Origin of the sequence: Streptomyces sp. NBC_01591 (assembly GCF_035918155.1) — a bacterium.
Lineage (GTDB): Bacteria > Actinomycetota > Actinomycetes > Streptomycetales > Streptomycetaceae > Streptomyces.
Map to the genome: position 1 here is coordinate 998,936 of NZ_CP109327.1, position 26,374 is coordinate 1,025,309.

At 71.7% G+C, this 26,374-nt stretch carries 21 protein-coding genes; 15 read left to right on the forward strand and 6 right to left on the reverse strand.

All coding sequences use genetic code 11. The annotated features are described in order from the left end of the window. The first annotated feature begins 24 nt into the window (after positions 1-24). The 3 genes from OG978_RS04875 to OG978_RS04885 are packed head-to-tail and all read left to right on the forward strand — an operon-like array spanning position 25 to position 3,802. A complete protein-coding gene (locus OG978_RS04875; protein ID WP_326763985.1) occupies positions 25-2,286 on the forward strand; it encodes a LamG domain-containing protein in 2,262 nt (753 codons plus the stop codon). Beyond that, complete coding sequence (locus OG978_RS04880; RefSeq protein ID WP_326763986.1) at positions 2,283-2,978, forward strand: hypothetical protein; 696 nt, start codon at positions 2,283-2,285, stop codon at positions 2,976-2,978. Before OG978_RS04875 ends, OG978_RS04880 begins: the two co-directional genes overlap by 4 nt. Continuing rightward, positions 2,975-3,802, forward strand: a complete 828-nt coding sequence (locus OG978_RS04885) for a glycosyltransferase family 2 protein (RefSeq protein WP_326763987.1) — start codon at positions 2,975-2,977, stop codon at positions 3,800-3,802. Before OG978_RS04880 ends, OG978_RS04885 begins: the two co-directional genes overlap by 4 nt. On the opposite strand, the gene OG978_RS04890 is transcribed toward OG978_RS04885, so the two are convergent. After that, a complete protein-coding gene (locus OG978_RS04890; protein WP_326763988.1) occupies positions 3,774-4,964 on the reverse strand; it encodes a glycosyltransferase in 1,191 nt (396 codons plus the stop codon). The genes OG978_RS04885 and OG978_RS04890 overlap by 29 nt on opposite strands. Before the next feature lie 142 nt (positions 4,965-5,106). On the opposite strand from OG978_RS04890, the gene OG978_RS04895 reads away from it, so the two are divergent. After that, the gene (locus tag OG978_RS04895; RefSeq protein ID WP_326763989.1) at positions 5,107-6,621 is read left to right on the forward strand and encodes a hypothetical protein; all 1,515 of its coding nucleotides are present in this window, start codon (positions 5,107-5,109) and stop codon (positions 6,619-6,621) included. Here the strand turns inward: OG978_RS04895 and OG978_RS04900 are convergent. From OG978_RS04900 to OG978_RS04910, 3 genes are read right to left on the reverse strand one after another with little or no spacing between them, the layout of a single operon-like run. Next, positions 6,581-7,855 carry a hypothetical protein gene (locus tag OG978_RS04900; RefSeq protein ID WP_326763990.1) on the reverse strand — a complete coding sequence of 425 codons (1,275 nt, stop codon included), beginning with the start codon at positions 7,853-7,855 and terminating at the stop codon, positions 6,581-6,583. The two genes, OG978_RS04895 and OG978_RS04900, sit on opposite strands and share 41 nt — an antisense overlap. Continuing rightward, positions 7,852-9,525, reverse strand: coding sequence for a lipopolysaccharide biosynthesis protein (locus OG978_RS04905; RefSeq protein ID WP_326763991.1), 1,674 nt, complete (start codon positions 9,523-9,525; stop codon positions 7,852-7,854). Before OG978_RS04905 ends, OG978_RS04900 begins: the two co-directional genes overlap by 4 nt. Then, positions 9,522-10,787 carry a glycosyltransferase gene (locus tag OG978_RS04910; protein ID WP_326763992.1) on the reverse strand — a complete coding sequence of 422 codons (1,266 nt, stop codon included), beginning with the start codon at positions 10,785-10,787 and terminating at the stop codon, positions 9,522-9,524. Before OG978_RS04910 ends, OG978_RS04905 begins: the two co-directional genes overlap by 4 nt. Before the next feature lie 235 nt (positions 10,788-11,022). Here OG978_RS04910 and OG978_RS04915 point away from each other — a divergent pair, with 235 nt between their 5' ends. Further along, a complete protein-coding gene (locus OG978_RS04915; RefSeq protein WP_326763993.1) occupies positions 11,023-11,472 on the forward strand; it encodes an adenylyltransferase/cytidyltransferase family protein in 450 nt (149 codons plus the stop codon). Here the strand turns inward: OG978_RS04915 and OG978_RS04920 are convergent. After that, a complete protein-coding gene (locus OG978_RS04920) occupies positions 11,438-12,169 on the reverse strand; it encodes a CDP-alcohol phosphatidyltransferase family protein (RefSeq protein ID WP_326763994.1) in 732 nt (243 codons plus the stop codon). The two genes, OG978_RS04915 and OG978_RS04920, sit on opposite strands and share 35 nt — an antisense overlap. 349 nt (positions 12,170-12,518) lie before the next feature. Continuing rightward, the gene (locus OG978_RS04925) at positions 12,519-13,214 is read right to left on the reverse strand and encodes a ribonuclease H family protein (protein ID WP_326763995.1); all 696 of its coding nucleotides are present in this window, start codon (positions 13,212-13,214) and stop codon (positions 12,519-12,521) included. A gap of 131 nt (positions 13,215-13,345) precedes the next feature. Here OG978_RS04925 and OG978_RS04930 point away from each other — a divergent pair, with 131 nt between their 5' ends. The 10 genes from OG978_RS04930 (at position 13,346) to OG978_RS04975 (ending at position 26,103) form a co-directional block, all read left to right on the forward strand. Further along, complete coding sequence (locus tag OG978_RS04930) at positions 13,346-13,537, forward strand: DUF6381 family protein (protein ID WP_326763996.1); 192 nt, start codon at positions 13,346-13,348, stop codon at positions 13,535-13,537. A gap of 219 nt (positions 13,538-13,756) precedes the next feature. Beyond that, on the forward strand, positions 13,757-14,713 hold the full coding sequence (locus tag OG978_RS04935; protein WP_326763997.1) for a PmoA family protein: 957 nt from the start codon (positions 13,757-13,759) through the stop codon (positions 14,711-14,713). A gap of 29 nt (positions 14,714-14,742) precedes the next feature. Further along, positions 14,743-15,702: a D-2-hydroxyacid dehydrogenase gene (locus OG978_RS04940; protein WP_326763998.1), complete on the forward strand. Its 960-nt coding sequence runs from the start codon at positions 14,743-14,745 to the stop codon at positions 15,700-15,702. Positions 15,703-15,714: 12 nt separating this feature from the next. Beyond that, positions 15,715-16,956, forward strand: coding sequence for a mandelate racemase/muconate lactonizing enzyme family protein (locus OG978_RS04945; protein ID WP_326763999.1), 1,242 nt, complete (start codon positions 15,715-15,717; stop codon positions 16,954-16,956). Positions 16,957-17,040: 84 nt separating this feature from the next. Continuing rightward, positions 17,041-18,111 carry a LacI family DNA-binding transcriptional regulator gene (locus OG978_RS04950; protein ID WP_326764000.1) on the forward strand — a complete coding sequence of 357 codons (1,071 nt, stop codon included), beginning with the start codon at positions 17,041-17,043 and terminating at the stop codon, positions 18,109-18,111. A gap of 183 nt (positions 18,112-18,294) precedes the next feature. Further along, positions 18,295-19,467: a GntR family transcriptional regulator gene (locus tag OG978_RS04955; protein ID WP_326764001.1), complete on the forward strand. Its 1,173-nt coding sequence runs from the start codon at positions 18,295-18,297 to the stop codon at positions 19,465-19,467. A 14-nt stretch (positions 19,468-19,481) separates the two neighbouring features. Then, on the forward strand, positions 19,482-21,116 hold the full coding sequence (locus tag OG978_RS04960; protein ID WP_326764002.1) for an FAD-dependent oxidoreductase: 1,635 nt from the start codon (positions 19,482-19,484) through the stop codon (positions 21,114-21,116). Positions 21,117-21,219: 103 nt separating this feature from the next. Continuing rightward, positions 21,220-22,323, forward strand: coding sequence for a Gfo/Idh/MocA family protein (locus OG978_RS04965; protein ID WP_326764003.1), 1,104 nt, complete (start codon positions 21,220-21,222; stop codon positions 22,321-22,323). Then, positions 22,320-23,045 carry a polysaccharide deacetylase family protein gene (locus tag OG978_RS04970; RefSeq protein WP_326764004.1) on the forward strand — a complete coding sequence of 242 codons (726 nt, stop codon included), beginning with the start codon at positions 22,320-22,322 and terminating at the stop codon, positions 23,043-23,045. The genes OG978_RS04965 and OG978_RS04970 overlap by 4 nt, the downstream gene beginning before the upstream one ends. A 46-nt stretch (positions 23,046-23,091) precedes the next feature. After that, on the forward strand, positions 23,092-26,103 hold the full coding sequence (locus OG978_RS04975; RefSeq protein ID WP_326764005.1) for an alpha-mannosidase: 3,012 nt from the start codon (positions 23,092-23,094) through the stop codon (positions 26,101-26,103). Positions 26,104-26,374 lie beyond the last annotated feature (271 nt).

The following is a 26,374-nucleotide window of genomic DNA, read 5'->3' on the forward strand; positions in this document are numbered from 1 at the left end:
ACTCGACCTCACCTTCGGAGCTGAATGATGAACGGAACCACGGGGCGCAGACCCGCCGGGCGCGGCCGGGTGCGTGCCACTGCCGCCGCGCTCTGCCTGCTCGCCGGAGCGCTGACCGCCGCCGCGTCCGGGGGCTCCCCGGCCGAGGCCCTCACCCCGCCGGTCTCCCTGACCGCGGACGACCTCACCACCTGGCAGACCAACGGCATCGTCTGGTCGATGGCCGGGTCGGACGCCGGTGTCGTCTACACCGGCGGCACCTTCTCCACCGTCCGGCCGCCGGACGCGGCGCCCGGCACCTCGGAACGGCCCGCGGTGAACTTCGCCGCCTTCGACGCCGCGACCGGTGCGCCGACCGGCTGCAGCCTGTCGTTCACACTCTCGTCCGGCACGGCGACCGTACGGGCTCTGGCACTTTCGCCGGACCAGAAGACCCTTTACGTGGGAGGGCAGTTCGGCTCGGTGAGCGGCGTCGGGGTGAGCAACATCGCCGCGATCGACACCGCGAGCTGCACCCCGCGCCGGGACTTCAAGGTCTCGGTCTCCGCGACGGTGCGGGCCCTCGCCGTCACCGCCGACACCGTGTACCTGGGCGGTGACTTCAACACGGTGGCCGGACAGACCAGGAACAAGTTCGCCGCGGTCACCACGGGCGCCGCCCTGAAGCCGTGGAAGGCCGATGCGGACGAGATCGGCCGGGCCGTCGAGCTGACGCCCGACCGCAAGCACGTGCTGCTCGGCGGCAACTTCTTCAAGGTCAACGGCACCACGTCGCACGCGCTGGCGGTCGTGGACGCCACGACCGGGGCCGTGGCCAAGAGCTACCCGGCCGGGTTCATTCCCAACACCTCCACGGTGCAGGACCTGACCACGGACGCCACCGGCTTCTACACCGCCAACGAGGGCACCGGGGGCGGTGTCTTCGACGGCCGGATCGCGCTGGACCTGAGCAACTTCGAGCAGCGCTGGCGGGACACCTGCCTCGGCGCCACCCAGGCCGTCCTGGTGCACAACGGCGTGCTGTACAGCGGGAGTCACGCCCATGACTGCGCCAGCATGGGCGAGTTCCCCAACCAGCCGCGCAAGCATCTGCTGGCCCAGTCCGTCAACGATCCGAAGCTGCTCCCCTGGTTCCCGGACACCAACGACGGGATCGGGGAGCCGGTGGGGCCGCGGGTGATGGCCCGGGCCGACAAGGGCGGGCATCACTATCTGTGGGTCGGCGGCGAGTTCACCACCGTCAACGGCTCCGCCCAGCAGGGCCTGACCCGGTTCGCAGACGGCCCCGACACCGGGGCCCCGTGGGTGCCCAACGTCACCCTGTCCACGCTCACCCCGGGGAAGGTGGTGGTCGACTGGCAGACCAGCTTCGACACCGACGACGGGGAACTCACCTACCGGATCTACAAGGACGGCGCGAGCACCCCGGTGCACACCACAACGGGCCACTCGCTGTTCTGGGACCGGCCGCAGCTGAGCTGGACCGACACGGACGTGGCGCCGGGCGAGACCCACTCGTACCGGATCAGCGCGAGCGACGGCACCAACACCAGCGCCAAGTCGGCCGCCGTGTCCGCCACCGTGACATCCGCGGCCGAGAAGTATCCCGCCAAGGTGCTCGCGGACGGCGCTTCGCTCTATTGGCGGTACGACGAGACCGCCTCGACCCTCGCGGGCGACAGCAGCGGCGGGCGGAACAACGGGTTCGTGCGCAGCTCCCCCACCCGGCGGGTGACCCCGGCCGCTGTCGCGGGCCCCTCGACCGCGATCGGCTTCAACGGATCGAACCAGTACGTGTACAGCAACAAGCGCCATCCGCAGCCGTCCAGGTTCTCGGTGGAGACCTGGATCAGGACGACGACCACCAAGGGAGGGAAGATCATCGGCTTCGGCAGTCTGACCATGCAGAACAGCACCCAGTACGACAAGCATGTGTACATGCGCGACGACGGCCGGCTGGTCTTCGGGGTGAAGAGCGGCAGTGCCCGGACCATCACCACACCCACCGCCTACAACAACGGCGCCTGGCACCACGTGGTCGCCACGCAGGGCCCCGGCGGCATGGCACTGTACGTCGACGGGAAGCTCCGCGCCTCCAACGCCCTGTACACCGGCAACGAGAAGTACGACGGCTACTGGCGGGTGGGCGGGGACAACCTGAACGGCTGGCCGACCAAGCCGACGAGCAATTTCTTCGCCGGGCAGATCGACGAGACCGCCGTCTATCCGACCGCGCTGAGCAGCTCGCAGGTCAGTGCCCACTACGCACTGAGGACAGCTGGATGAGGTATCCGTTCCGGGCCGGCGCCGTCGTCGTCGCACTGACGGCGGCGCTGGCCGCCTGCGGCTCGTCCGCCGAGGGGCACAAGGGGGCGAGCGGCGCCGGACCGTCCGCCACGCGGGCCCCTCTCGCCGCCCCGTCGGCCGGGCCCGGCACCACCGCGTCCGGAGGCCCCTCGGCCCCGCCCACGAGCGAGCCGCCGAAGCTGCCCAAGGATGAACTCACCCCGGCCTCGGGCTCGTTCACCAGGAAGCAGAAGGAGTATCTGGTCGACCGGGTGCCCCGGGGCATGGACCCGGCCGCCGTGCTCCAGACCGGTCAGGAGACCTGCGACCGGCTGAGATTCCTGGTGAAGGCCGACCGGGACGTGGCGGTCGGTGCGATCGTGACGGGCGAGATCGCCGATGCGGAACCCGCCGTCGAGCACCTCTGCACCCAGCACCGGGGCCTGCTGCGGGAGGCCGCCCGGGGATACGCGGACGGCACGTACAGGAACGATCAGATCCGGCCGGGCCGGTACCACGACGTCTCCCCCACCGGAGACTGCACCTGGCGGATCACCGGGGCGGACGGCAGGACCCTGGTTTCCGGCTCCGCCTCCGCCTCGAAGCGGGCCACGATCAACGTCCCCCAGCAGGCCCGCGCCTTCACCTCCACAGGCTGCTACGCCTGGCTGCCCGAAGGAGACCTCGGATGAGCAGGCTGCCGATAGCCGTGGTGATCCCCACGAAGAACGAGGGGCTCAACATCGCCGAGGCGGTGAAGTCGGTACTCGGCCATTTCGAGGCGGTCGTCGTCGTCGACTCGCACAGCACGGACGACACGGCGAAGATCGCCGAGGACTGCGGGGCCGAGGTGATCACATACACCTGGGACGGCGGCCATCCGCGCAAGAAGCAGTGGTGTCTGGACCATGTCCGCACGGACCTGGACTGGATTCTGCTGCTCGACGGAGACGAGCGGATCAGTCCGGGTCTGCTGGCCGAACTGCGGCAGATCTTCGCCGACCCCGGCGCGCCGAAGCCCGCGGCGTACGACATTCCGCTCGGCTACTGGTTCTCCGGGCAGCGGCTGCGGCACGGCTACACCATCCGCAAGCGGTCGCTGACCGACCGCACCCGCTGCCGGTATCCGGAGGTGGGGGATCTCGACGCGCCGGGAATCGGTGAGGTCGAGGGCCACTACCAGCCGGTCGCCGAGTCGGTCGGGTCGCTCCGCAATCCGATCGAGCACCAGGATCTCGACCCGGTCACCGCCTGGTTCGAGCGGCACAATCGCTACTCGGACTGGGAGGCGTGGCTGGAGCACCACCCCGAGGTCAAGGAGCAGGTGCGGAGGGTGAAGTCGCGCCAGGGGCAGCTGTTCCACAAGGCACCGTTCAAGCCCCTGGTGTCGTTCGCCTACATGTATGTGTACCGGCGGGGGTTCCTCGACGGGCGGGCGGGATTCGACTTCGCGCTGGCGATGAGCTTCTACCGCTGGCAGATCGCTCTCAAGTCCCGTGAGGGGAAGACCGCTTGAACCGGCGGCCCCTCCGGCGGACCACGTTCTCGTAGGTCCGCCGGAGGGTCCCGGTCACGGCCTCGATGGTGAAGTCCTCATTGACGAGGTCCCAAGCTGCTCTGCCCGCACAGATGTTGGTCTCCGGTTCGAGGAGTTCGAGGATGGCGGCGGCGACCCCGAGGGCGTTCTTCCCGTCCTCGCCGTCCCTGCTGTCGATCACCCGGCCCGCGCCCGCGCGCGCCACATCGGGGCCGAGTCCACAGGTGCGGGTGATGACCACGGGGGTGCCGACCGACATCGCTTCGAGGACGGACACGCCCAGGGGCTCCTCGATCGACGGCAGTACGTACACATCGGCGCGCCGCCCGGCCGCCAGGACCTCCTCATGCCCGAGTGGTCCCACATGGTCGAGCGATCCCGTCACCCCCAGTCTGCGGGCGAGTTCGAGGGTCGCGGGCAGCGCGCCGGTGTCGGGACCGGCCAGCACGAAGCGGGCGTCCGGGTGCTCGGCCAGGACCGCCGGCATCGCGGTGACGAAGTCCTCCGGGCGCTTGCGCTCCTGGATCCGGGCGAGGAAGAGGACCGTCGGCGGCCGCCCCGGCTCCCGGGCGGGCTTGATCTCCTGCGGACGTACGCCGTTGACCAGCCGTACGGTGCGGGTCAGCGGGACCGGTGCGGCGACGGCGTTCACATCGAGGCGCTCCGTCTCGGTGAGGTGCAGTACGGCGTCGGCCCCGCGCAGCACCCTGCGCACCCCCAGCAGATCGGTCAGCCGGGCGACCCGGTTCTCGGTGGGGTCCACCATGCCGTGCGTCTGGACGACCAGAGGCGTGCGGGAGGCCAGTGCGAGCAGTGCGGCGGGCAGCGTCACCAGGTCGCGCATCAGATGGACGTGGACGATGTCGGCGCCACGCATCATGCGGCGTGCGGCGAGCAGGAGCGCTCCGGATGTGATTCCGCTGACCTCGAACGCGGGGAGCAGATGGCGGGCCCGGAAGAGATGGGCCGGCACTCCCTCGACCTCGCGCGGGAGGGGGCCCTCGAAGCCGTCGCCCAGCGCCATGATCCTGGCGTCGTCACCGGCGGCCCGCTGGACCTTCGACAGGTTGAGCGCCACCCTTGTCGGGCCACCGAACGCATGGTCCGGGGTGTGCAGTGTGACGACGTGCAGGATCTTCACCCAGGTTCCCCTCAACCGCGGCCGACCTTTTACAGACTAGGGCCTGTCCGGCGGATCAGGGTCGGACAGGCCCTGGTCATCCAAACACCCCAAGTGGGTTGATTCGTTAGAGTGTTCACAGGTCCACGGAAACGGGGAGCACATGACGTCCGTGCACGAGGCGGCGCCGTCCGCACCCGTACCGGAGCACGGCCAGCGGGAGCCGGGCCGTTCGCAGGCGAAGCCCATGTCGTGGGCCATGCTCTCGCGTGCCCTGGCCGTGCCCCTGATCCTGGCCCTGGTCTGTTTCCTGCCCGCGGTGATCGCCGCGCAGCCGGGCACGGGCGTCCGCGACACCGCGTACTGGCTGCAGCTCGTACTGACCTGTTATGCGGGGGCCCGGCTCGCAACCATGATCCTGTCCACCCGGCGGCGTCTGCTGCAGGGCGTGTTCTGGATGTTCGTCTACATCGCGATGGGCGTGGCGCCGTTCGCCCAGGCCGTCATCGGGCAGACGCCCACCCCGATGGTCGGGCCGCGGTCGGATCTGGTGACGGCCGTCGCGCTGGTCCTGGTGGGCTGTGCCGCGTTCGATCTGGGGGCCCTGCTGGCGTCCCGGCGGCCGCTGCGCCGAAGGGTCACCGCGCGCTCCGGGAGCGGTCCGGCCGTCGCGCACCGGGGGCGGCTCGGGCTGCTGGTGCTGCTGGCCTTCGCGGCGAGCGGCTACTACATGCTCAAGGTCGGCGGGCCCGCCGTCTTCTTCACCAGCCGGCAGGAGATCAGTGCCTCGGTCGCGGCGAGCGGGGTGGTGTCGGGTGGGTCCAATGTGGGATCGGCCTTCCTGATGGGCTTCGGTACGGTGCCCGCGCTGCTCGCGCTGCTCTTCTTCACGCGTCGGCTCGTGACCTCCCGCGGGGCCCGGCGCTCCCCGTCGACGGTGCTGGTCTGGGGCGGGCTGATCGTCCTCAATGTGATCGTCAACAACCCGGTTTCCAATGCTCGTTACTGGTTCCTGACGGTGCTGGTCTCGCTGCTGTTCACCGCGTTCCCGAGCAGCGCGGCGATGTACCGATCGGTGCTGGCCATGGGGGTGGTCGGGGCGCTGGTGCTGTTCCCGTACGCGGACCGGTTCCGCTACGACAGTGCCGGATCGCGGCCGGTGGACTCCTCGTCGGTGTTCGAGCCTCTGGCCACCAAGGACTACGACCAGACGGTGATGTTCGCCAACACCATCACCTGGGTCGACACCCGTGGCCACACCTATGGGCGTCAACTGGCGGGCTCCGCCCTCTTCTTCGTGCCCCGGTCGGTGTGGAACGGCAAGCCGGAGGACACGGGGGTGCGCGTGGGTGAGTGGATGGGGATGAACATGACCAACCTGTCGGCGCCGCTGTGGACCGAGCTCTGGGTCGACTTCGGTGCGCCGGGCATGGTCGGCGCCCTCGCCCTGATCGGGTACGCCGCCGCCCGTACCGACCGGCGGTACGCGCGGGCCGTCTCCCGGGACGGTCCGGGACCCGGCAGTGTCCTGGCCGTCACCGCGCCGCTGATCGCCGGGTACACCTTCATTCTGTTGCGCGGGCCGCTGTTGCAGTCCGTCGGCAAAATGGCCGTAGCGGCGCTCTGTCTGCTGCTGGTCACGAGCTTCCGGAGCCAGGGCGGACGGCGCCCGCGCTGACGGGCGCCCGCTCCACGGCGGTGCGGCGCCTCAGCCGGGCCACCCTGGTCCAGGTGGCCACCGCCTTGCACCCGGACCCCAGGCACAGGCCCCAGGCGGCGCCCGGAACCCCGCCGAGCGCATAGCCGCCGGTGAGGAAGGCGACGGCGGCGAGCGAGAAGACCACCTGGATGGCGAGAGTGGTACGCGGGTCGAGCATCCGCAGGGCCAGCAGCCCGCAGGTACCGACGGCCATCGCCGCGTACTGGCTGCCCGTCGCCGGGAGCAGCGCGGCCGCCGTGGGCCAGGTGTCGCCGAGCAGCCGGCGTCCGACCGGGTCGGGCAGCACGGCCAGTACGGTGGCCCAGACGGCGGCCACGGCCGCCAGGACGGCTGCGAGTGTCGCGACGGCCCGCACCCTGCTCCGTTCGTCGGCGAGCCGTCCCAGCAGGGGCGGTCCGAAGCCGGTGGCCGAGGTGAACAGCACGTTCAGCGGTCCGAAGAGCGTGGTCGCCCCGCGCAGGGCACCGACCACCAAGGGGTTGCCGACCGCGCCGAGTCCGAGCACGGAGAGCTGGCCGGTGGCGTTGCCCACCGCGAACTCCACCACGAAGCGCCGCCCCAGATGGCCTCGCCGCAGCAGGACCTTCAGCCGCAGTGGCGTACCGGCCGCCCCTCGGTGCAGCAGCACGGCCGACAGCAGCAGGGCCGGCAGTGCGGAGAGCCCCCAGACGGTGACGAGCCGGGCGGCCGGGGTGCCGTACGGCTGCAGGGCCAGCGCGCCCAGCGCACAGACCAGCCGGAGCGCGTCGCCCGCCAGCGCCAGGTGCGGCAGGTGCAGGGTGGAGAAGGCGTATCGCATGGTGTCCTGGCCCAGGACGACCGGCAGGACGATTCCCAGCGCCATCAACGCATGCGCGGTGGCGCCCGGCAGCGGCAGACAGACTCCGGCCAGCAGCGCGCCGAGCGCCGCCGCCGCGAGCAGGGTGAAGGCGACCGCCGACCGGCAGGCGCCGCGCACCTCTACGCTCCCGCCGTGCACCTCTTCGCCTCCGACGCGCCGTAACACGAGCGGCTGCCCGGTGTAGGCGCCGGATACGCCCAGGAGCACCGTGAAGACGAGGTAGACCGCCGAGAAGCGGGCGAAGTCGGCCACGGTGGAGAGCCGGGCCGCCGTCACCAGCACCAGGATGTTGGTGAGTGCGGCCACCCCCTGGTCCGCGACCGAGCAGACGATCGCGGTCCGTGCCCTCATCTGTGTCCGGCGGTGGAGTCGAAGGGGCGCAGCCCCAGCGTCTCGGCGGGGTCACCGGTGTGTTCCGGGCCGTTGCCCCCCGCGTCCCGGCCCGGCCGCCCACCGGCCGTGCGGCGCTTGGCCGCCTTCTTGAGGGCGCGGCGCTCGTGGCGGCTCCGGCCGGGGTGCAGCAGGGCGCCGAGCACCGAGCCGCCCGCCGCCTCGATGATCTCTCGGATCCGCTCCAGGTCGCCGCGGTGGACCTCGCGCGGGTCGCAGACCACCACGACGCCCTCCACCCGGTCGATCAGCGCGACGGCGTCGGCGTACGACAGCACGGGCGGGGCCAGCACGATGACGACGGCGCCGGGCCGGTCGCCCTCGGCGACGATCACGCCGACGGGTGCCGACGTCAGGGCACGCGGCACGTTGTCCGTACGCCGGCCCGCTATCAGGGTGAAGGCGCCCGACCCGGGTACGTCCACGTTCATCCGGCTGTCCGACGGCCAGGCCCGTTCGCCCCGGGTCGCCCAGCGCGGCCGGGACCCCTGCACCGCCGGGCCCAGGTCCCTGGCCAGCGCGGGGGTACGCAGATCGGCCTCGACCAGGATGACATCGCGTCCCATCTCGGCGAAGGCCGCGGCCAGGTTGGCCGCCGCGGCGGCAGCCCCGGCGCCGTCCCCGCGCGGGGACGTGACCAGGAGCCTGCGGCGCTGGGCGAACGACGGATCGTAGGCGAGCCGGAAGGCCACCGCGCGGTACTCCTCGGCAAGCCGGCTCCCGCTCCGTCCGATGGCCAGCAGTGAGCCGGCGGACGCGCGCTCCCTGGGCAGGGTGCCGAGCAGGGGCGCGCCGAGCGAACGGACCAGCTCCCGGGTCGAGCGCACCGCCGGGTCGAAGACCAGGCGTACCCAGGACAGCAGCAGTCCCAGTGCGAGACCGACGACACCGCCGAGGCCCAGCAGCAGGGGCAGTCCGGCGCCAGTGGGTTCGCTCGGGGCGGCGGGCTTCTTCGTCAGGTATCCGGGCGTGGTGTCCAGCGCGCGCAACTCGGAGATCTTCCGGGTGAGTTCGGAGATCGCGACCACGAGGTTGGCCCGTGCGCTGGTCACGTCGTTGCTGCTGCCGGCCTGCGCCGCCAGTTGGTCGCGCTGTTCGGTGAGCGGGGTCAACTGGGCGCGGTAGCCCTCGACCATGTGGGCGATGCTGTTCTCGGTGCGCTGCCGGCGTATCTCCAGATAGGCGTCGGCGAGCGCCTCGGCCCGCGCCTTCGCCAGCGCGGGGGTGCGGCCGGTGTAGGAGAAACGGAGCACGAGGGTGTTCGGCGGGTTGGTGACCTGGAGACCGGACAGCAGTGGCCCGACCTCCACCCGGTCGCCCTGTCCGGCCAGGGTGGTGACGGCCAGGGTGCCCACGGTGTCGCTGACGGCGGTCTGCCGCTCCGAGCCGATGTTGATGCCCTTGTCGGCGGAGGCACCGGCGGCGAAGGGGTCCGAGGCGGCGGAGCGTACGACGACCTCGCCCGTCGATGTGTAGCTCGCCTCGCCGCTCAGCGCGAGCCAGCCACCGCCGAGGAGCCCGACGACCACGCCGGAGGCGAGCAGGGCCCGGTAGCGCAGGAGCTGGCGGAACTGGTCCCTCAGCAGCGCGGGTTCGTCCTGGTCCTCCAGGGCGCGGATCGGCTGGTTCATCGACGTGGTCTCCCTTGTGCGTCCGCGAGGACCTCGGTGAGCAGGGCGTCGAAGCGGGCCAGGCCCGCCTCGCGGCTCAGGTGACGTGCGACGTACTGCGGTCCGTTGGCCCCGAGCGCGTCCGCCCCGGCCGGCGCCTCGACGAGCTTCCGTACGGCCGACAGCAGCGCCGCGGGGTCCTCCGGGGCGACGAGGAGCCCGGCGCCGGACCGCTGGACCTCCTGTGCGGTGCCTCCGCCTTCGGCGACCGAGGCCACGACGGGCCGGCCCGAGACGAAGTAGGAGGTGAGTTTGGACGGGACGCTCATGTCGAGCACGGATGCCCGCTGCGTCACCGCGAGCACATCGGCGGCGGCGAGGATGTCCGTGAACTCGCTCGCGTCGGCCGGGGGCAGGATGTCGAGGTTGCGCAGGCCCGCCGCGCGCCCCAGCAGCGCCTCGCGCTGATTCCCGTCCCCCATGAGCACCACGCGTATCTCCGGAGCGAGCCGTGCCGCGTCGACCAGGACCTCCAGGCCCTGTTTGAGCCCCATGTTCCCGGAGTGCAGGACCACCGGGGTGCCCTCGCTCCAGCCGAGGCGCGCCCGGGTGGCGGCCCGGTCGGCGGAAGGCGCCCGCACATGCGACCAGTTGGGCACGGTGCGGATGCGCCCCGGGTCCACTCCGTAGGCGGTGACGCGTGGCACGAAGCTCTCGTGGATGACGCCGACGAGGGCCGCGGAGCGCAGCGCGTACCGTTCGGCGGCCGAGGCGAGGGCTGCCGCCCTGTCCCCGCCCCGGATGCCGCTCTGCGCGGCGGCGGCGCCCATCAGATCCTGCACGACGGGTACGTACGGGACCCGGTGGCGGCCGGCCAGCCGGGCACCGATGACGCCACCGGCGAGACTGGGCATCTGGGACACCACCGCGTCCGGGGGGCGCGGAACGGGCGGCGACAGCAGACCGTGGCCGAGCACCGTGGCCTCGAACGCGGCTCTGCGCAGGGCGGTCTGACGGGGCGGCACATAGTGTCTTCGCCGGTGCACGGTGACCCCGGCCCGCTTCTCGGTGACCCGCCACACCCCGCGGTACTCCGCGTCGGTCCGCCAGGACGGGTAGTGCGGCATCCCGGTCAGTACGTGCGTGTCGGCACCGGCCGCGGCCCAGTGTTCGGCGAGCTGCGCGGCGTACGGGCCGATGCCCGTCAGCTCCGGTGCGTAGTTCGTCGAGACGACCAGCAGGGTGCGGCCCTCGAACGGCTTGTGACGATCGGCATCGGACATGGACGCTCGCCTTCCCCCCGGAACAGTCTGTGTTCCCCCAGGGAACAGCCCCGAGGTTCCTCCCGAGGAACAGCCCCAAAAGCGAGCTTATCCGTTCACGAGATGCGCAAGTGGTCTTCACAGTAAGGTCGTTGCACCATCAACACCGATACCGATATCCCACCGCACCGGATGCCATGTCCGGACAACTGCTGCGGGACACGGACGTCACGTTCACCGTGGGGGGAGAGAACGGATGGTGCACAGGGTCGGCTACGCGCCGGGGGTCTACGACCTCTTCCACGTGGGACACCTCAACATCCTGCGGCACGCCCGCAGTCAGTGCGACTACCTCGTGGCCGGAGTCGTCTCTGACGAGATGGCCGTGCTCGCCAAGGGCCACCGGCCGGTGATTCCGCTGCCGGAGCGCCTGGAGATCGTGCGCAGCGTGCGCCACGTGGACGCGGCGTTCGTCGAGACGGTGCCCGACAAGGTCGAGACCTGGCAGCAGGTGAGGTTCGACGTGATCTTCAAGGGGGACGACTGGCGGGACACGGAGAAGGGAAAACGGCTGGAACGCGACTTCGCCGAGGTCGGCGTGGAGGTCGTCTACTTCCCGTACACCGTGCACACGTCCAGCACCCAGTTGCGCAGGGTGCTGGACACGCTCGTCAGTCCGCAGTCCGGAGCGCTTTCAGCTCCCTGAACCACTTGGCGAGGAACGCCACCAGGAAGAGCGCGTGCACGACGGCGAGCACCGCATAGCCGATGCGGAACGCGGTGCGGTCGCCGAGGAGCAGGAACACCAGGCAGAACACTCCGTAATCGGCGGGCAGCAGTGCCACGGCCCGCAGCCGCGAGACCGGGACTGCGGTGGCGCTGCCCGCCCCGGGCCGGGCGGCCGCCTTTCCCAGCTGTTCGCGCAGCAGTCCCGCGCAGAAGGTCAGCACGGCCGTGAACAGGAAGCCCAGCGGCAGGAGCAGCCAGCCCTCGCCGGGCACTCCGGAGAACCGCTGGAACGAGATCAGCACGGCGGTGTGCACGAGGATCATCTTGGCGCAGTCCACGACGTGGTCCAGCCACTCGCCGTCCGGGCCTCCCCTGCCGGTGAGTCTGGCCAGTTGTCCGTCGGCCGAATCGAGGGCGAAGCCGATGGCGAGGCCCGCGTACACCGCGATCGCGAGCCCGACGGAGGGGCGGACGAGCGCCACCGCGGCAATGGCGGCGAAGGTGAACACCGCGCTGGTCAGCGTGACCTGGTTGGGCGTCAGTCCGATCCGGTACGCACCGGCCGCGAACACCCGGCCGGCCGGGCGGTTCACGTACCGCGAGTAGAGCGACACCCCCTTGGCCGTCTTCTGCGCGCCACGCAGCTCGCGCAGAACCGTGCCTGTGCTTCCCATCCGCCCCCCCAGCGTCCCGCCGTTGCCGGCGGCATCGGTACGGCGATGCCGGGACGCCGCCGTCGGAGCCGCATCATGGCACGCGGACCCGGTCCCGCGCGGCCACTGGGGCCTCCAGGGTTTTTCGTTTGGATCAGGCAGGATCAGGGAGCGGGGTCCGGTGCCGTGCATCGCAAGGCGGAGGAGGGAGTCGGATGGGGCCTCCCCTGCTCGAGCGGAGCCGAGAGCTCGGGGAAGGAGCGTCGGCGACCGACGACAACGCGGCGAGGCGCGGCACCGGGGCACGCGAGCCCGGCCTGATCCAAACGAGAGGCCCTGGGCCCTTGCCGGCTCCGGACGGCGGTGTGCCTCAGGCGGGTGCGGTGCGGCACTCCGGGTGGCCCCAGCCGTTGGGGTTCTTGGCGATCATGTCCTGTGCCGCGTAGGGCTTACCGCAGTGGCAGCGGCCCGCGAACCTGGCCTTGATGGTGCCACCGGAACGGGCGGGACGTGCCGCGCCTGCCGTCTTCTTCGTCGCCGCGCCACCGCGCCGGCCCTCGGTCGCCCGGGCGGGGGCCGGTGTCGGCATCTGTGGGGAACCGTGCGCGGTTCCGGCCGGCCGCTGTGCCACCGCGGCCTCGCTGGCCGCCTGGTCGGCGAGTGCGTTGAGCGGGTCGCCGTCCACCTGGTGGGCGGGAACGTAGGTGAAGCGCACGGTCCGGCCGGTCAGCCGGGCGTCGATCCCGGCCACGAGGTCACGGTTGGCCACCGGCTTGCCGGCCGAGGTCTTCCAGCCGTTGCGCTTCCACCCCGGCAACCACTTCGTCACCGCGTTCATCGCGTACTGCGAGTCCATCCGTACCTCGATCGCCACGGAGGGGTCCGTCGACTCCAACAGCTCCCGCAACGCCGTGAGTTCGGCGACATTGTTGGTGGCGGTGCCCAGCGGGCCCGCTTCCCAGCGCTCGGGCCGCCCCTGCGCGTCGGCCACGACCCATGCCCAGGCCGCAGGTCCCGGATTGCCCTTGGATGCCCCGTCACACGCGGCGATGATGCTCTCGTTCATGCCCTTGATCATGCCAGCGTCCCGGCACCCCACTGCAGGCCATGACTCTGAGTGACGATTCGAGGTGCGGCGGCCCGACGGCGCTGGTTCTCTGATGGAGCCCGCTCTTCCCAACCGCACAAGGAGCGATGATGAGCGTTGCACGTGAATCCGGTGACCGTGCGCAGCAGCTGCGTGACAAGGCCCGGCACATGACCGAGGCCGCCGAGCGCACCACCGACCCTGAGCAGCGCCAGCGGCTCCAGGAGAAGGCCCGGAAGCTGCAGGAACAGTGCGACCAGCAGGGCAACACGGGCGGCGGAAGCATCCGCCCGCCCAAGTAGCACCTGCCTCACGCCAACGGCCGACGGCTTGCCGCTCTTCCATGAGTGTGCGGCAAGCCGTCGGCCGCCGTGCCGGGCCGGCCCCGCCGCCCGTCCCCGATCCGGGCCACCCTCTCGGCCGTGCCCCTCTCCCCGACGCCCGATGGCTGTTGACGCGCCTCCGGCGAAGGCCCTAGGTTGCGGTAAGCGCTTTCCAGCCGCATCCAGGAGACTCGGGACATGAGCAGTCCACTGCGCATCACGCACGCCCACGGAGACCGGATCACGGTCACGGAGGAGCGCGGCGGCATCGACCTGATCAGCTACGTCTACCGTCCGGAAGCGGCATGGGAGGCCCCCAAGCCGTACATCCATCCCATGCGCACACTGGCGGATAACGTTGTCACCGACTATCGGCCCAACGATCACCGCTGGCACAAGGGCCTCCAGATGACGGCCTCCCACCTCTCCGGACAGAACCTGTGGGGAGGCAACACCTATGTGCACGGCCAGGACTACCAACAGCTGCCCGAACGGGTCGGGTCGATGGCGCACATCGGATTCGACGAGGTCACGGCGGACGCCGGACGCGCGGTCATCGCGGAGCGGCTGAGCTGGCGCCACAACGACGGTACGCACTGGGCGGACGAGCTGCGCCGCGTCGAGCTGCACGACGTCGAGCACGCCGGATCCGGCGGCACGGGTGCGGGCACCGGCGGCAGTTGGACGCTGACCTGGTCCAGCGCGATCACCAACCGGCGTACCGAGCCGCTGCTCTTCGGCAGCCCGACGACCCACGGCCGGGAGGCGGCCGGCTACACCGGTCTCTTCTGGCGCGGACCGCGCGCCTTCCGGGGCGGGCGGATCCTCGGCCCGGAAGGGGAAGGCCCGGAGCTGATGGGGACGCAGGCACCCTGGCTGGCCTACAGCGGCGAACACGACGGCGCCGACGGTCACGCCACACTGATCTTCCGGCACGCCCCGGAGAACGATCACACGGGAGCGGGCGGCACCCACCCGGCCCACTGGTTCGTCCGCGACGAGCCCTTCGCCGCCGTCGCGCCCTCCTTCGCGTTCCACGAGGAGCTGGAGCTCGCCCCGGGCGACACCCTCGCCCGCCGCTACCGGGTCACCGTCGCGGACGGGGAGTGGGACCGGGAGCGGATCACCGAGTACCTCGCGGAGCACCCGTGGTGAACGGCCCGTCAAGGACGCCGCCCGCACCTGTGCCGGACACGGACCGCACCGGCCTGTACGTGGAACTGCCGCTCGCCGATGCCGACCGCGCCCGCCTGCGTGAACTCGGCCCCGGTCCCGTGTGGTTCGCCGAGCCGGGGACCACGTCGGAGGCGGACGCCCGCGCCCTCGCCGATGCCGGCACGGCGCTCGGCAATCCCAGGGCGGCCTGGGTGGCGAACGCGCCCCGGCTGCGGTGGCTGCAGCTCGCCTCGGTCGGGATCGACGACTATCTGGGCCTCGACTGGCCCGCTCTCGGCCGCCGGCTGACCGTCACCAACCTGGGCGATGTCTTCGCCGATCCGGTCGCGCAGTCGTGCCTCGCGGGAATCCTCGCGCTTCATCGCGGGATCGACCGGCTCTCCCGGCTGCGCGCCGAAGGCAGGTGGGCGAAGTCCGCCGTGCGGCCCCGGCTGCGTCTGCTGACCGGGGCCCGGGTCCTGGTGCTGGGCCGGGGGTCCATCGCCCGACGGTTCGCCGAACTGCTCGGCCCGTTCGGCTGCCACGTCTCGCACTTCGCACGCGGTTCCGGCGACATCCGTACCCTGGCCGGGCTCGATGAGCAGCTGCCGGGCTTCGACGTGGTGGTGGGGCTGCTGCCCGGGACGCCCGAAACGAGCGGACTGCTCGATGCGCGACGGCTGGCCCTGATGCGGCCGGGAGCCGTTCTGGTGAACGCCGGCCGGGGATCGCTGCTGGACGAGGAGGCCCTGGTGTCCGAGCTGGCCACCGGGCGGCTCGGCGGAGCGGTACTGGATGTCACCGGGGAGGAGCCGCTGCCTGCCGGCCACCCCCTGTGGACCTGCCCCGGGGTCGTCCTCACCCAGCACACCGCAGGTGGTTCGACGGACGAGAGCGCCCGGGTCGTCGACCTGTTCACCGACAACTGGCGCCGTTTCCACACCGGTTCACCGCTGCGCAACCCCGTGCAGTGGTCCAGAGGATTCTGAGGACGCGACGTCATGTCCGAACCGCCTTCCACGCACATCGGTGCACAACCCGGCGACGGGGTGCGCATCGCGGCGATCCGGCCGGTGCTGCTCAGCGCCCCCTACGCGGATCCGGACAATCTGGAGGTGCGTCTGGCACTGCCGACAGGGTGGCGCACGACCGGTCTGGTGGAGGTCACCCTGGACGACGGCACGACCGGGCTCGGCGAGGGCTATCTCGCCGTCTTCGCGCCGCAGGTCTTCGTGTCGACGGTCGATCTGATCGCCCCCTACCTGGTCGGCCGTCCGGCCGGGGACCTGGCGGGGCGGTACCGGGACATGGTCCGCGTGACGGGCTACTGGAGTCTCCAGGGGGCGGCCCGCCATGTCGTCTCCGCCGTGGAGGCGGCCCTGGTCGACGCCCTCGGAAAACGGGCGGGCGTTCCCGCGTACGAGTTGCTGGGCGGCCGTCGCACGGACGGGATCCGGCTCTACGCCAGCGGGGGCGACTCGACCTCCCCGTCGGCGATGGGCGCCGAGATCGCCGCCGTGGCGGCCCTGGGCATCGGCACCTTCAAGATCAGGGCTCGGGGCCACGAGGCGGACAAGGCCGTGTGGACGCTGGAGCACGCGGCCGCGCACGGCGTCGGCATCGCCATCGACATGGCGCAGAACCTCGAGGACCCCGGCCAGTCGGTGGCGGACACGCTGGCGTTCCTGGAAGCGGTCAGGACCGGCACCCGGTGGCCGGTGCGCTTTCTGGAGGAGCCGCTCGGGCCTGCCCGGACCGCCTCGTACCCCGCTCTGCGGCGGGCGGCCGGCTGTCCGGTGGCGGGCGGGGAGACCGTCACCACCGCGCAGGAGCTGCTGGCGCGCATGGCATCGGGGTACTACGACATGGTGCAGCCGGACGCCACTGTCATCGGAGGTCTGCACCAGACACTGGCAGTCTTCGCGGGCGCGGCGGAGCACGGCGTCGAAGCGGTCGTGCATTGCTGGGGCAGTGCCGTGTGCCAGGCGGCCAACTACCACGCCGCCTTCGCCGGCGGCGGGCGGCTGGCCGAATGGCCGATGCCGCGGTATCCGCTGCGGTCGGAGCTGCTGGTCGAGCCGTTCCGCCTGGCGGACGGATGCCTGCTCGCTCCGCAGGCCCCGGGGCTCGGTGTCCGGCTCACTCCGGAGACCGAGCGGCGGTACGCCTTCCGGGAGGATGCCGTCTACCGCTGTGCGACCACGGTGCCGCCGGCCGTACCGGGGCGGTGGCGGACGGACTGACCTCGCAGGCGGGAGTGTCCCGGTGGCGGGTTTCCTATGGCGTACGCAATGGGAAAACGCTTTCAGTGCGGCTATCGTAGCCCTATGCAGAGCCAGGTCAATCGACGTTCCGCCCGTCCCCGCCCGTCGTCCGCCGTGACGCTCCAGCAGGTCGCGCAGGACGCCGGGGTCTCTCTCGCCACGGCTTCGCGCGTCCTCAGCGACAGTGACCGCAACGTCACCCAGGAGCTGCAGGAGCGCGTCCTGGAGGCCGCCGCCCGGCTCCGCTACGTCTCCAACGCGCCGGCCCGCGCGCTCGTGCAGTCCACGACATCCATCGTCGGCCTGGTCGTGCACGATGTGAACGACGCCTACTACTCCGCCATCGCGGCCGGTGTCATGGAGGTCGCCCGCGACCACAAGCTCCTGGTGATGCTGGCCGGCACCTTCCACGAACCCGGGCTCCAGGCGGAGTACGTGGCCCGGCTGCGGGCACAGCGGGCCCGTGCCGTGGTCCTCGCCGGATCGGGTTTCACCGGCGGCAGCCCCGCGCTCACCCAGGAGTTGGAGGCCTTCGCGGCACAGGGCGGCCGGGTGACCGCCGTCGCGCATCAGGATCTTCCGGTGGACACGATCGTGCCGGGCAACCGCGAGGGCGGCCGGGCGGTCGCCGAGCACCTCGCCGGGCTGGGGCACACCGAGATCGGCGTCATCTGCGGACCGCTGGCGCTGGTCTCCGTGCAGGAACGGCTGCACGGCTTCCTCGAGGGGGCCGCCGAACTGGGCGTCGTCGTACAGGAGCACCACCGCGTCGAGGCCGACTTCACCCGGGACGGCGGGCGGGCCGCGGCGGTGCGGCTGTTCCGCAGGTCGCCGGGGATCACCGCGCTGTTCGCGCTCAACGACGCCATGGCGCTGGGCGCCCTCGCGGCGCTCCGTGACGACCTCGGCAGGAGCGTCCCCTCCGATGTCTCCGTCGTCGGCTTCGACGATCTTCCGGTGGCCTGCGACGTCACCCCCGCGCTGACCACCGTACGGCTGCCGCTGGAGGAGATCGGCCGCCGGGCGCTGCTGCTGGCCCTCGGCGACGCGACGGCTTCGCCGCGCACGCTCGCGGTGCCTTCGCGGCTGGTGGTGCGTGCCAGCACGGCACCGCCGCCCCGTGTGACCGGCTGATTCCCGACCCCGACCCAGGGACCGTCCGGGACGCCCAGTTGACGCATTAAGGTGACATACCCCCGGCTTGACGCACTAAGTTGTCGATCCTTTCCCTGCAACCCTCTTGAAATAATGCGTTAACCCCCACCACACTGACATCAACGTCGATTGACGCGTCAAATCCGAGGGGGTGATGGCTGGATGGGTACGTCCGGGCCCAAGTACCAGCGCATCAAGGACGAGTTGCGGGCCGAGGTGGCACGTGACGAGTACGAGGCCGGTGCTCCGTTCATCACTCAGAACCAGCTGCGCGAGCGCTTCGGAGTCAGCTCCACCACCGCTGTCCGGGCACTCAACGACCTCGTCGCGGAAGGGCTGTTGGTGCGCCGCCGCGGCCAGGGGACCTTTGTCGCCGACCCCGAGGACAGGGTCGCGGAGCCCGCACCGGCACACAGGTCCGGTGTGATCGCCTGCATCATCAGCGGTCAGGGGCCGTACCAGTCGGAGGTGCTGCGCGGGATCGAGTCCAGCTGTTCGGAGCGCGGGCTGCGGCTGTTCTTCTCCGACTCCGCCGTCCACATGACCGACACGGGGCACGCCTCCCACGACGCGTCGCTGGCCCGCCAGGACCAGGTGCTGCACCAGGCCGTCGAGGACCGCGTCGAAGGCATCATCCTCTACCCCGTCCAGGGTGCTCCCGATCCCGACGTCCTCGACGAGATCAGGCGCCTGCGCATACCCATGGTCCTGGTCGACCGGTATTTTCCGGGCCTCGCCATCGACGCGGTCACCGCCGACAACTACGACGTCGGCTACCGGCTCACCGAACATCTGCTGGCCGACGGCCACGAGCGGATCGCGACGCTCTGGGGCGAGACGCAGTGCACCAGCGTCCACGACCGGATGACCGGGCACAAACAGGCGCTGCGCGCCCATGACCAGCCCCTGCTCCCCCAGTTGACCGCGCTGCGTTCGTACACGGCGCTGTCCGAGGACGACCGCAAGCAGCTGCTGACCGACCTGCTCGGCTCGCCCGAGCCGCCGACCGCCCTGCTGTGCGCCCATGGTTTCGCCGTCGCCACCGCGGCCGCCGATCTGGCCTCGCTCGGCATCGCCGTACCCGACGAGATCGTGCTGGCCGGCATGGACGACGCCGGTCCCTACGATCTGCTGCCGCTCACCAGCTTCGCCGCCCGGCTCCCCGCCAGGGAGATCGGCAGCCGGGCGGTCGAGCAACTGGTCACCCGGATCGCGGAGCGCACGGCGGGCGAGGACCCGTACCGCAGCGCCGAGCAGATCGTGCTTCCCGTCCGGATCAGGACGCGCGAGTCCGTGCCGGTCCGGCTCCGTACCGTCGCCGCCCGCCGGCCCTGAGGGAGGAGACTCCTGTGTTCGCCGCCCCCACCCCCCGTACCCGCGAACTCGGGACCGATGTCCTGGTGGTCGGTGCCGGTCTCGGTGGTCTCGCCGCCGCGCTGACCGCCGCCCGGTTCGGACACCGCGTCGTGCTCACCGAGGCGACCGACTGGCCCGGTGGCCTGTTCACCGCGCAGGCCGTGCCGCTCGCCGACGGCCACCGCATCGAACTGGACCCCGTCTCCCCCGGCTACCGCGATCTGCGCGAGCGGATACGCGACTTCTACCGGCGCAACTACCCGCTGTGCCCCGAGCCGTTCGCCGATCCGCTGCTCGACCCCGGCCTCAGCACCACCGGCCATCTCAGCCACGAGCCGCGCGCCGCACTCGCGGTAGTCCAGGAGCTCCTCACCCCGCACCTCGCCACCGGCAGGCTCACCCTGCTGCTCGGCCACCGCCCGGTCGCGGCCCAGGCGGACGGGGACCGGGTGACCGCGGTCACCCTGGAGGCGGCGGACGGCGAGCCGCTGACGGTCAGCGCCCCCTACGTCGTCGACGCCACGGACCTGGGCGAGCTGCTCGGCCTCGCGGGCGTCGAGCACGTCACCGGCGCCGAGTCCCGCGAGGAGACCGGCGAACCGCACGCGCCCGTCGTCGCCGATCCGCTGGACCAGCAGCCGGTCTCCTGGGTCTTCGCCCTGGACCACCGCCCCGGCGAGGACCACACCGTCGACCGGCCGGCGGGCTACGCCCGGTGGTCCGACGCCTTCTCCTGGGACACCGCGGAGCCGGGCGACGGCCCGGCCCGCTCCGTGCCGCTGTTCCTGCACGAGCCGGACGACGTCCCGCCCTGGGCCGCACCGCCCAACGACCGCTGGCACCAGCTGCGGGCGCTCGCCCGGAGCCGCTGTCTGCCCGGTACGTTCGACAGCGACATCACCCTGGTCGACTGGGAGCAGACCGCCTACACCCGGCTCCCGCTCACCGGGGTCGGGGAGGAGGTACGGGCGCGGGCCGAGCAGGAGGCACGCGAGCAGGCCATGTCGTTCCTGTACTGGATGCAGACGCGCGCGCCCCGGCACGACGGCGGTCACGGCTACCCCGAGCTGCGGCTGAGGCCCGACGTCACGGGCACGGACGACGGGTTCGCCAAGGCCGCACACGTACGCGAATCCCGGCGCATCCGGGCCGAGTTCACCCTTCTTGAGCACCACCTGACCGCCGCGGCACGGGCCGGGGCGCCGGGCGCCGAGACCTTCACGGACAGTGTGGGCACCCTGCGCTCCCGGATCACCCTGCACCCCGGGACGGGTGGCGGCGCGGGACTGGACCTGGAGTGCCTGCCGTTCCAGCTGCCGCTGGGCGCGCTGCTGCCCGTACGGGTGGAGAATCTGCTCCCGGCCGGGCGGAACATCGGCGCCACACATCTCAGCGCACCCGCGCTCGGCGGGCACGCGGGCCAGTGGAGCATCGGTGAGGCCGTCGGCGCGCTGGTCTCGTACTGCCTGGAGCACCGGCTGCCGCCGCGCGCGGTCCGCGGGAGCGAGCAGCGGCTCGCCTCCTTCCAGGACCGGTTGAGCACCTCTCTCGGTCTCGCCCTCGACTGGCCGGACCGGCTCCGCACCGGCCCCGTGACCAGTGCCGGGGCGCTCTACGCCACGCTCTGAAACCCACTGCCCTTCCTTCGGGAAGGGCACCTTACCGACCTGCTGGAAAACGCTTACCAATCCCGGCGGCTCACGCCCTCAGCCTGGACGGCCCTCTGTGACTGTGACTCCTTACCGTGTACTGCTCGTCGGCGCGGGCAACATCGCCCGTGCCGTCCATATGCCGGCGTTCCTCGAACTTCCCTCGGACTTCGTGGTGGTGGGCGCCGTCGATGCCGATCCCGCCGCCGCCCGTTCCTTCGCCACCGACTTCGCGCTCCCCCACCACTCCACCGATCTCGCCGCGTCGCTGGGCGAGGTCCGTCCCGATCTCGTCGTCATCGCCTCGCCGCCCGTCGCCCACCGGGAGCAGGTCGTCGCCGCCCTGGCGGCCGGGGCGTGGGTGTGGTGCGAGAAGCCGCCCGCGCTCAGCCTCGCGGGGTACGACGCCATGACCGCCGCCGAGGGCGAGCAGGGCCCGTACGCCCCGATCGTCTTCCAGCACCGGTTCGGCTCGGGGGCCGAGCACGCCAAGGCGCTCATCGCCTCCGGGGAGCTGGGGGCGCCGCTGGTCGCCCACTGCCAGACCACCTGGTACCGCGACGACGCCTACTACGCGGTCCCCTGGCGCGGGAAGTGGGAGACCGAGGGCGCGGGCCCCGCCATGGGACTCGGCATCCACCAGATCGACCTGCTGCTCGAACTGCTGGGTGACTGGGCGGAGATCCGCGCCATGGCGGGCCGGCTGGCCCGTGACGTCGAGACCGACGATGTCACCACCGCCACCGTGCGCTTCGCCTCGGGCGCGCTGGCCACCGTGGTCAACAGCGCCCTCTCGCCGCGCCAGCTGAGCCACCTGCGGATCGATCTGCGGGACGCCACGATCGAGCTGAACCATCTCTACGGATACGGGAACGGCGACTGGACCTACACCCCGGCGCCCGGTGTCGACCCCGGGCGGGTGGACGGCTGGAACGCCCCGGCCGAGGACGTACCGAGCTCGCACAGCGCCCAGCTCCGTTCCCTCCTGGCCGACATGCGGGCCGGACGGCGGCCCAGGGCGAGCGCCGGGGACGGCCGCCGCTCCCTGGAGCTGATCACCGCGATGTACAAGGCTGCACTCACCGGTCTCCCGGTCCGGGCGGGCGAGATCGTCCCGGGCGACCCCTTCTACACGGCGCTGCACGGCTCGGTACCCGGCTGGGCGCCACAGGAGTCCGGGCGATGACCGACCGCCCGGACAGCGGCGCCGAGCGTGCCCTGCTGCTCACCTTCGACGACCGGCATGTGCACGAGTGGGCCGCGGCCGCACCGCTGTTCACGTCGTACGGCGCGCGCGTCACCTTCTTCATCTGCGAGCCCGACCGGCTCGACCGGGACGAGGTGCGGTTGCTGCGCCGGCTCGCGGACGACGGCCACACCATCGGCTGCCACGGCCTGCGGCACGAGCGCGCACCCGAGTTCGTCGCCGCGCACGGCGCGGGCGCCTATCTCGACCGGGAGGTGGTGCCCGCCCTCGACGTGCTGCGTCGCCTCGGCTTTCCGGCCCGCAGCTTCGCCTACCCGTGCAGTGCCCGCGACGAGAACACCGACCGGCTGCTGCTCACACTCTTCGAGCGGCTGCGCGGCGGAGTACCCGTCGGCCGTCGCGCCGATCCGGCCCTCGCGGCCGAACTGCACGTCCCGGCCGCCGACCTCCCCGCCCGGCGGGTCCTGCCGGGCTGCTCGGTGGATTCCGGGCGCGGAAGCGTCGCGTACGGGGACGATCTGACCGGCGTCGAGACGGCACTGCGCCGGACCGCCGATCACGGCGGCGTGACCACGCTCTATGCCCACTGCGTCGCCGACGCCCACGAGGCCAACCATGTGACCCCGGCCCGGCTGGAGAAGCTCCTGGCCGTGGCCGATGGGATGTCACTGCCCTGCGTGGGCTTCGACGAGCTCCCGTGAACCACTACCGCGTCGCACACATTTCATTCAGAGGGGCCCTTCACTCATGCATGACGACCGCACACTGACCGAGGAACGGCTCGGCCGCGCCCTGCGCGAGCGCATCCGCCCCGCCGTCCACCCCCGTACCGCGCCGCTGGAGTTCGAGGTCTGGCACGCCCCCGGCGAACCGGTGCCCTTCACCGAGGCGGTGGCCGCCCCGTACAAGCCCGGCGCCATCGGCGACGACTGGGGGCCGGCCTGGGGCACCAGCTGGTTCCGGGTGACCGGCCGCGTCCCGCAGGACTGGGCCGGTGAGACCGTCGAAGCGGTGATCGACCTCGGCTTCGCCAAGGACCGGCCCGGGTTCTCCGCGGAGGCGCTGGCCCACCGGCCGGACGGCAGCGTGGTCAAGGCGCTCAACCCGCGCAACACCTGGCTGCGGATCGGCGAACCGGTTGCGGGCGGCGAGGAGTTCACGTACTTCCTCGAAGCCGCCGCCAATCCGGAGATCCTGGACGGTGTCAGCCTGCTGGGAGACCGGGAGACCGCGGGCAGCGAGCCGCTGTACCGCGTCGAGCGGATGGACCTCGCGGTCTTCGACCGGCAGGTGTGGGAGCTGGTCCAGGACCTGGAGGTGCTCGACCAGCTGATGCGGCAGCTGCCGCTCGGTTCGGCGCGCCGCTGGGAGATCCTGCGCGCGGTGGAACGCTGCCTGGACGCCCTTGACCTGGACGCCGTGGGCGCGAGCGCGAGCGCCGCGCGGGAGCGGCTGCGGGCTGTGCTCTCCTCCCCCGCGCACGCCTCCGCGCACCGGCTGTCGGCGGTGGGTCACGCGCATATCGACTCGGCGTGGCTGTGGCCGCTGCGGGAGACGGTGCGCAAGGTCACCCGCACCACCTCCAACGTGGTGGCGCTGATGGACGACCGTCCGGAGTTCGTCTTCGCGATGTCGCAGGCACAGCAGCTGGACTGGCTGCGCGAGCACCAGCCCGCGCTGTACGCCCGGGTGAAGGAGAAGGTGGCCGCCGGTCAGTTCGTGCCGGTGGGCGGGATGTGGGTGGAGTCGGACACCAACATGCCCGGGTCGGAGGCACTGGCCCGGCAGTTCGTGTACGGCAAGCGGTTCTTCCTGGAGGAGTTCGGGGTCGAGACCGAGGAGGTGTGGCTGCCCGACTCGTTCGGCTACTCGGCGGCGCTGCCGCAGTTGGTGAAGCTCTCCGGTTCGCGCTGGTTCCTCACCCAGAAGATCTCGTGGAACACGACGAACCCGTTCCCGCACCATTCCTTCCTGTGGGAGGGGCTGGACGGCACCCGGGTGTTCACGCACTTCCCGCCGGTGGACACCTATGTGGCGGAGCTGTCCGGCGAGGAGCTCGCGCACGCCGAGGAGAACTTCCGGGAGAAGGGCCACGCCACCCGCTCGCTCGTGCCGTTCGGCTGGGGCGACGGCGGTGGCGGCCCCACCCGCGAGATGCTGGCGCGTGCCGAGCGGCTCGCGGATCTGGAGGGCTCTCCCCGGGTGACGATCGAGAAGCCCGCGGACTTCTTCGAAGCCGCCGAGACGGAGTACGACCGGCCGCCGGTGTGGCTGGGCGAGCTGTATCTGGAACTGCACCGCGGTACGTACACCTCGCAGGCGCGGACCAAGCAGGGCAACCGGCGCAGCGAGCACCTGCTGCGGGAGGCGGAGCTGTGGGCGGCCACCGCCGCCGTGCGGACCGGATTCCCGTATCCGCACGAGGAGTTGGACCGGATCTGGAAGAGCGTGCTGCTGCACCAGTTCCACGACATCCTGCCGGGTTCGTCCATCGCCTGGGTGCACCGTGAGGCCGAGGCGACGTACGCCCGGATCGCCGACGAGCTCGAAGCGGTGATCGGGGCGGCGCAGCGGGCCCTGGCCGGCGCCGCGGAGGGCGGCGGCACGGTGGTGTTCAACTCCGCTCCGCACGGCCGGGCCGGCGTCGCGGCGGGGGGCGCGGTGCTCGCTCCTCAGGCCCCGGAGCCTGCCGTGGAGATCGAGGAGTACGACTCCGGCTTCCGGCTGGACAACGGGGTGCTCCGGGTGACCGTGGACGCGCGGGGGCTCGTGGTCTCCGTCGTCGACCTGGTGACCGGGCGCGAGACCGTCGCCCCTGGCAGTGCGGCGAATCTGCTCCAGGTCCACCCGGATCTGCCCAACCGCTGGGACGCCTGGGACGTCGATGCCTTCTACCGCAACACGGTGACCGATCTGACCGAGGCGGACGTGGTGCGCCGCAACGGTGACGGCGTCGAGGTGGTGCGTACCTTCGGCTCGTCCCGCGTCACCCAGCTGCTGACGCTGCGGCCCGGTGCCCGGCGCCTGGACATCGACACCGAGGTCGACTGGCACGAGCAGGAGAAGTTCCTCAAGGCGGCGTTCCCCATCGATGTGCGCGCCGATCACTCCACGGCAGAGACCCAGTTCGGGCACGTCCAGCGGCCGACGCACACCAACACCAGCTGGGAGGCGGCCAAGTTCGAGATCTGCGCCCACCGTTTCCTGCACGTCGGCGAGCCGGGCTGGGGTGCGGCGCTGATCAACGATTCGACGTACGGGCACGATGTGACCCGTACGGTCCGCGAGGACGGCTCGACCACGACCACGGTGCGGCTGTCGCTGCTGCGGGCGCCCCGCTACCCCGACCCGGCGACCGACCAGGGGGTGCACCGGCTGCGGTACGCGCTGCTGCCGGGTGCGACGATCGGTGACGCGGTCCGTGAGGGCTGGTCCTTCAGCCTCCCCGAGCGCCGGGTCGCGGGCGGTGCCGCGGTCGCCCCGCTGGTCTCGGTCGACGACGACGCGGTGGTCGTGACCGCCGTGAAGCTCGCCGACGACGGCAGTGGTGATGTGGTGGTCCGGCTTCACGAGGCCCACGGCGGACGGGTCTCGGCACGTCTGACGGCGGGCTTCGCGCTGGCCGGGGCGAGCGTCACCGATCTGCTGGAGCGCCCGCTCGCCGACGAGACCGCCGAGGTGGACGGCGATGCGGTCCGGCTGGGGCTGCGGCCCTTCCAGATCGTGACGCTCAGGCTCACACCGAACAACGACGTGTGAGAGGCGGTCGGGTGACTTCGGACCGGAAAGCGGACGCGGTCTGGTGCGTGCGATTCCAAGGCGGAGGAGGGAGGCGACGCGGAGCGTCGTCGACCGACGACAACGCGGAGGGGGGGAGGCGACGCGGAGCGTCGTCGACCGACGACAACGCGGAGGGGGGAGGCGACGCGGAGCGTCGTCGACCGACGACAACGCGGAGGGGGGTCCCCCCTGGCCCTTGGGGCCTTGGGGGAGTGCGTGCCAGGGCGTGGCCGCCCGGTCCAGAGGTCAC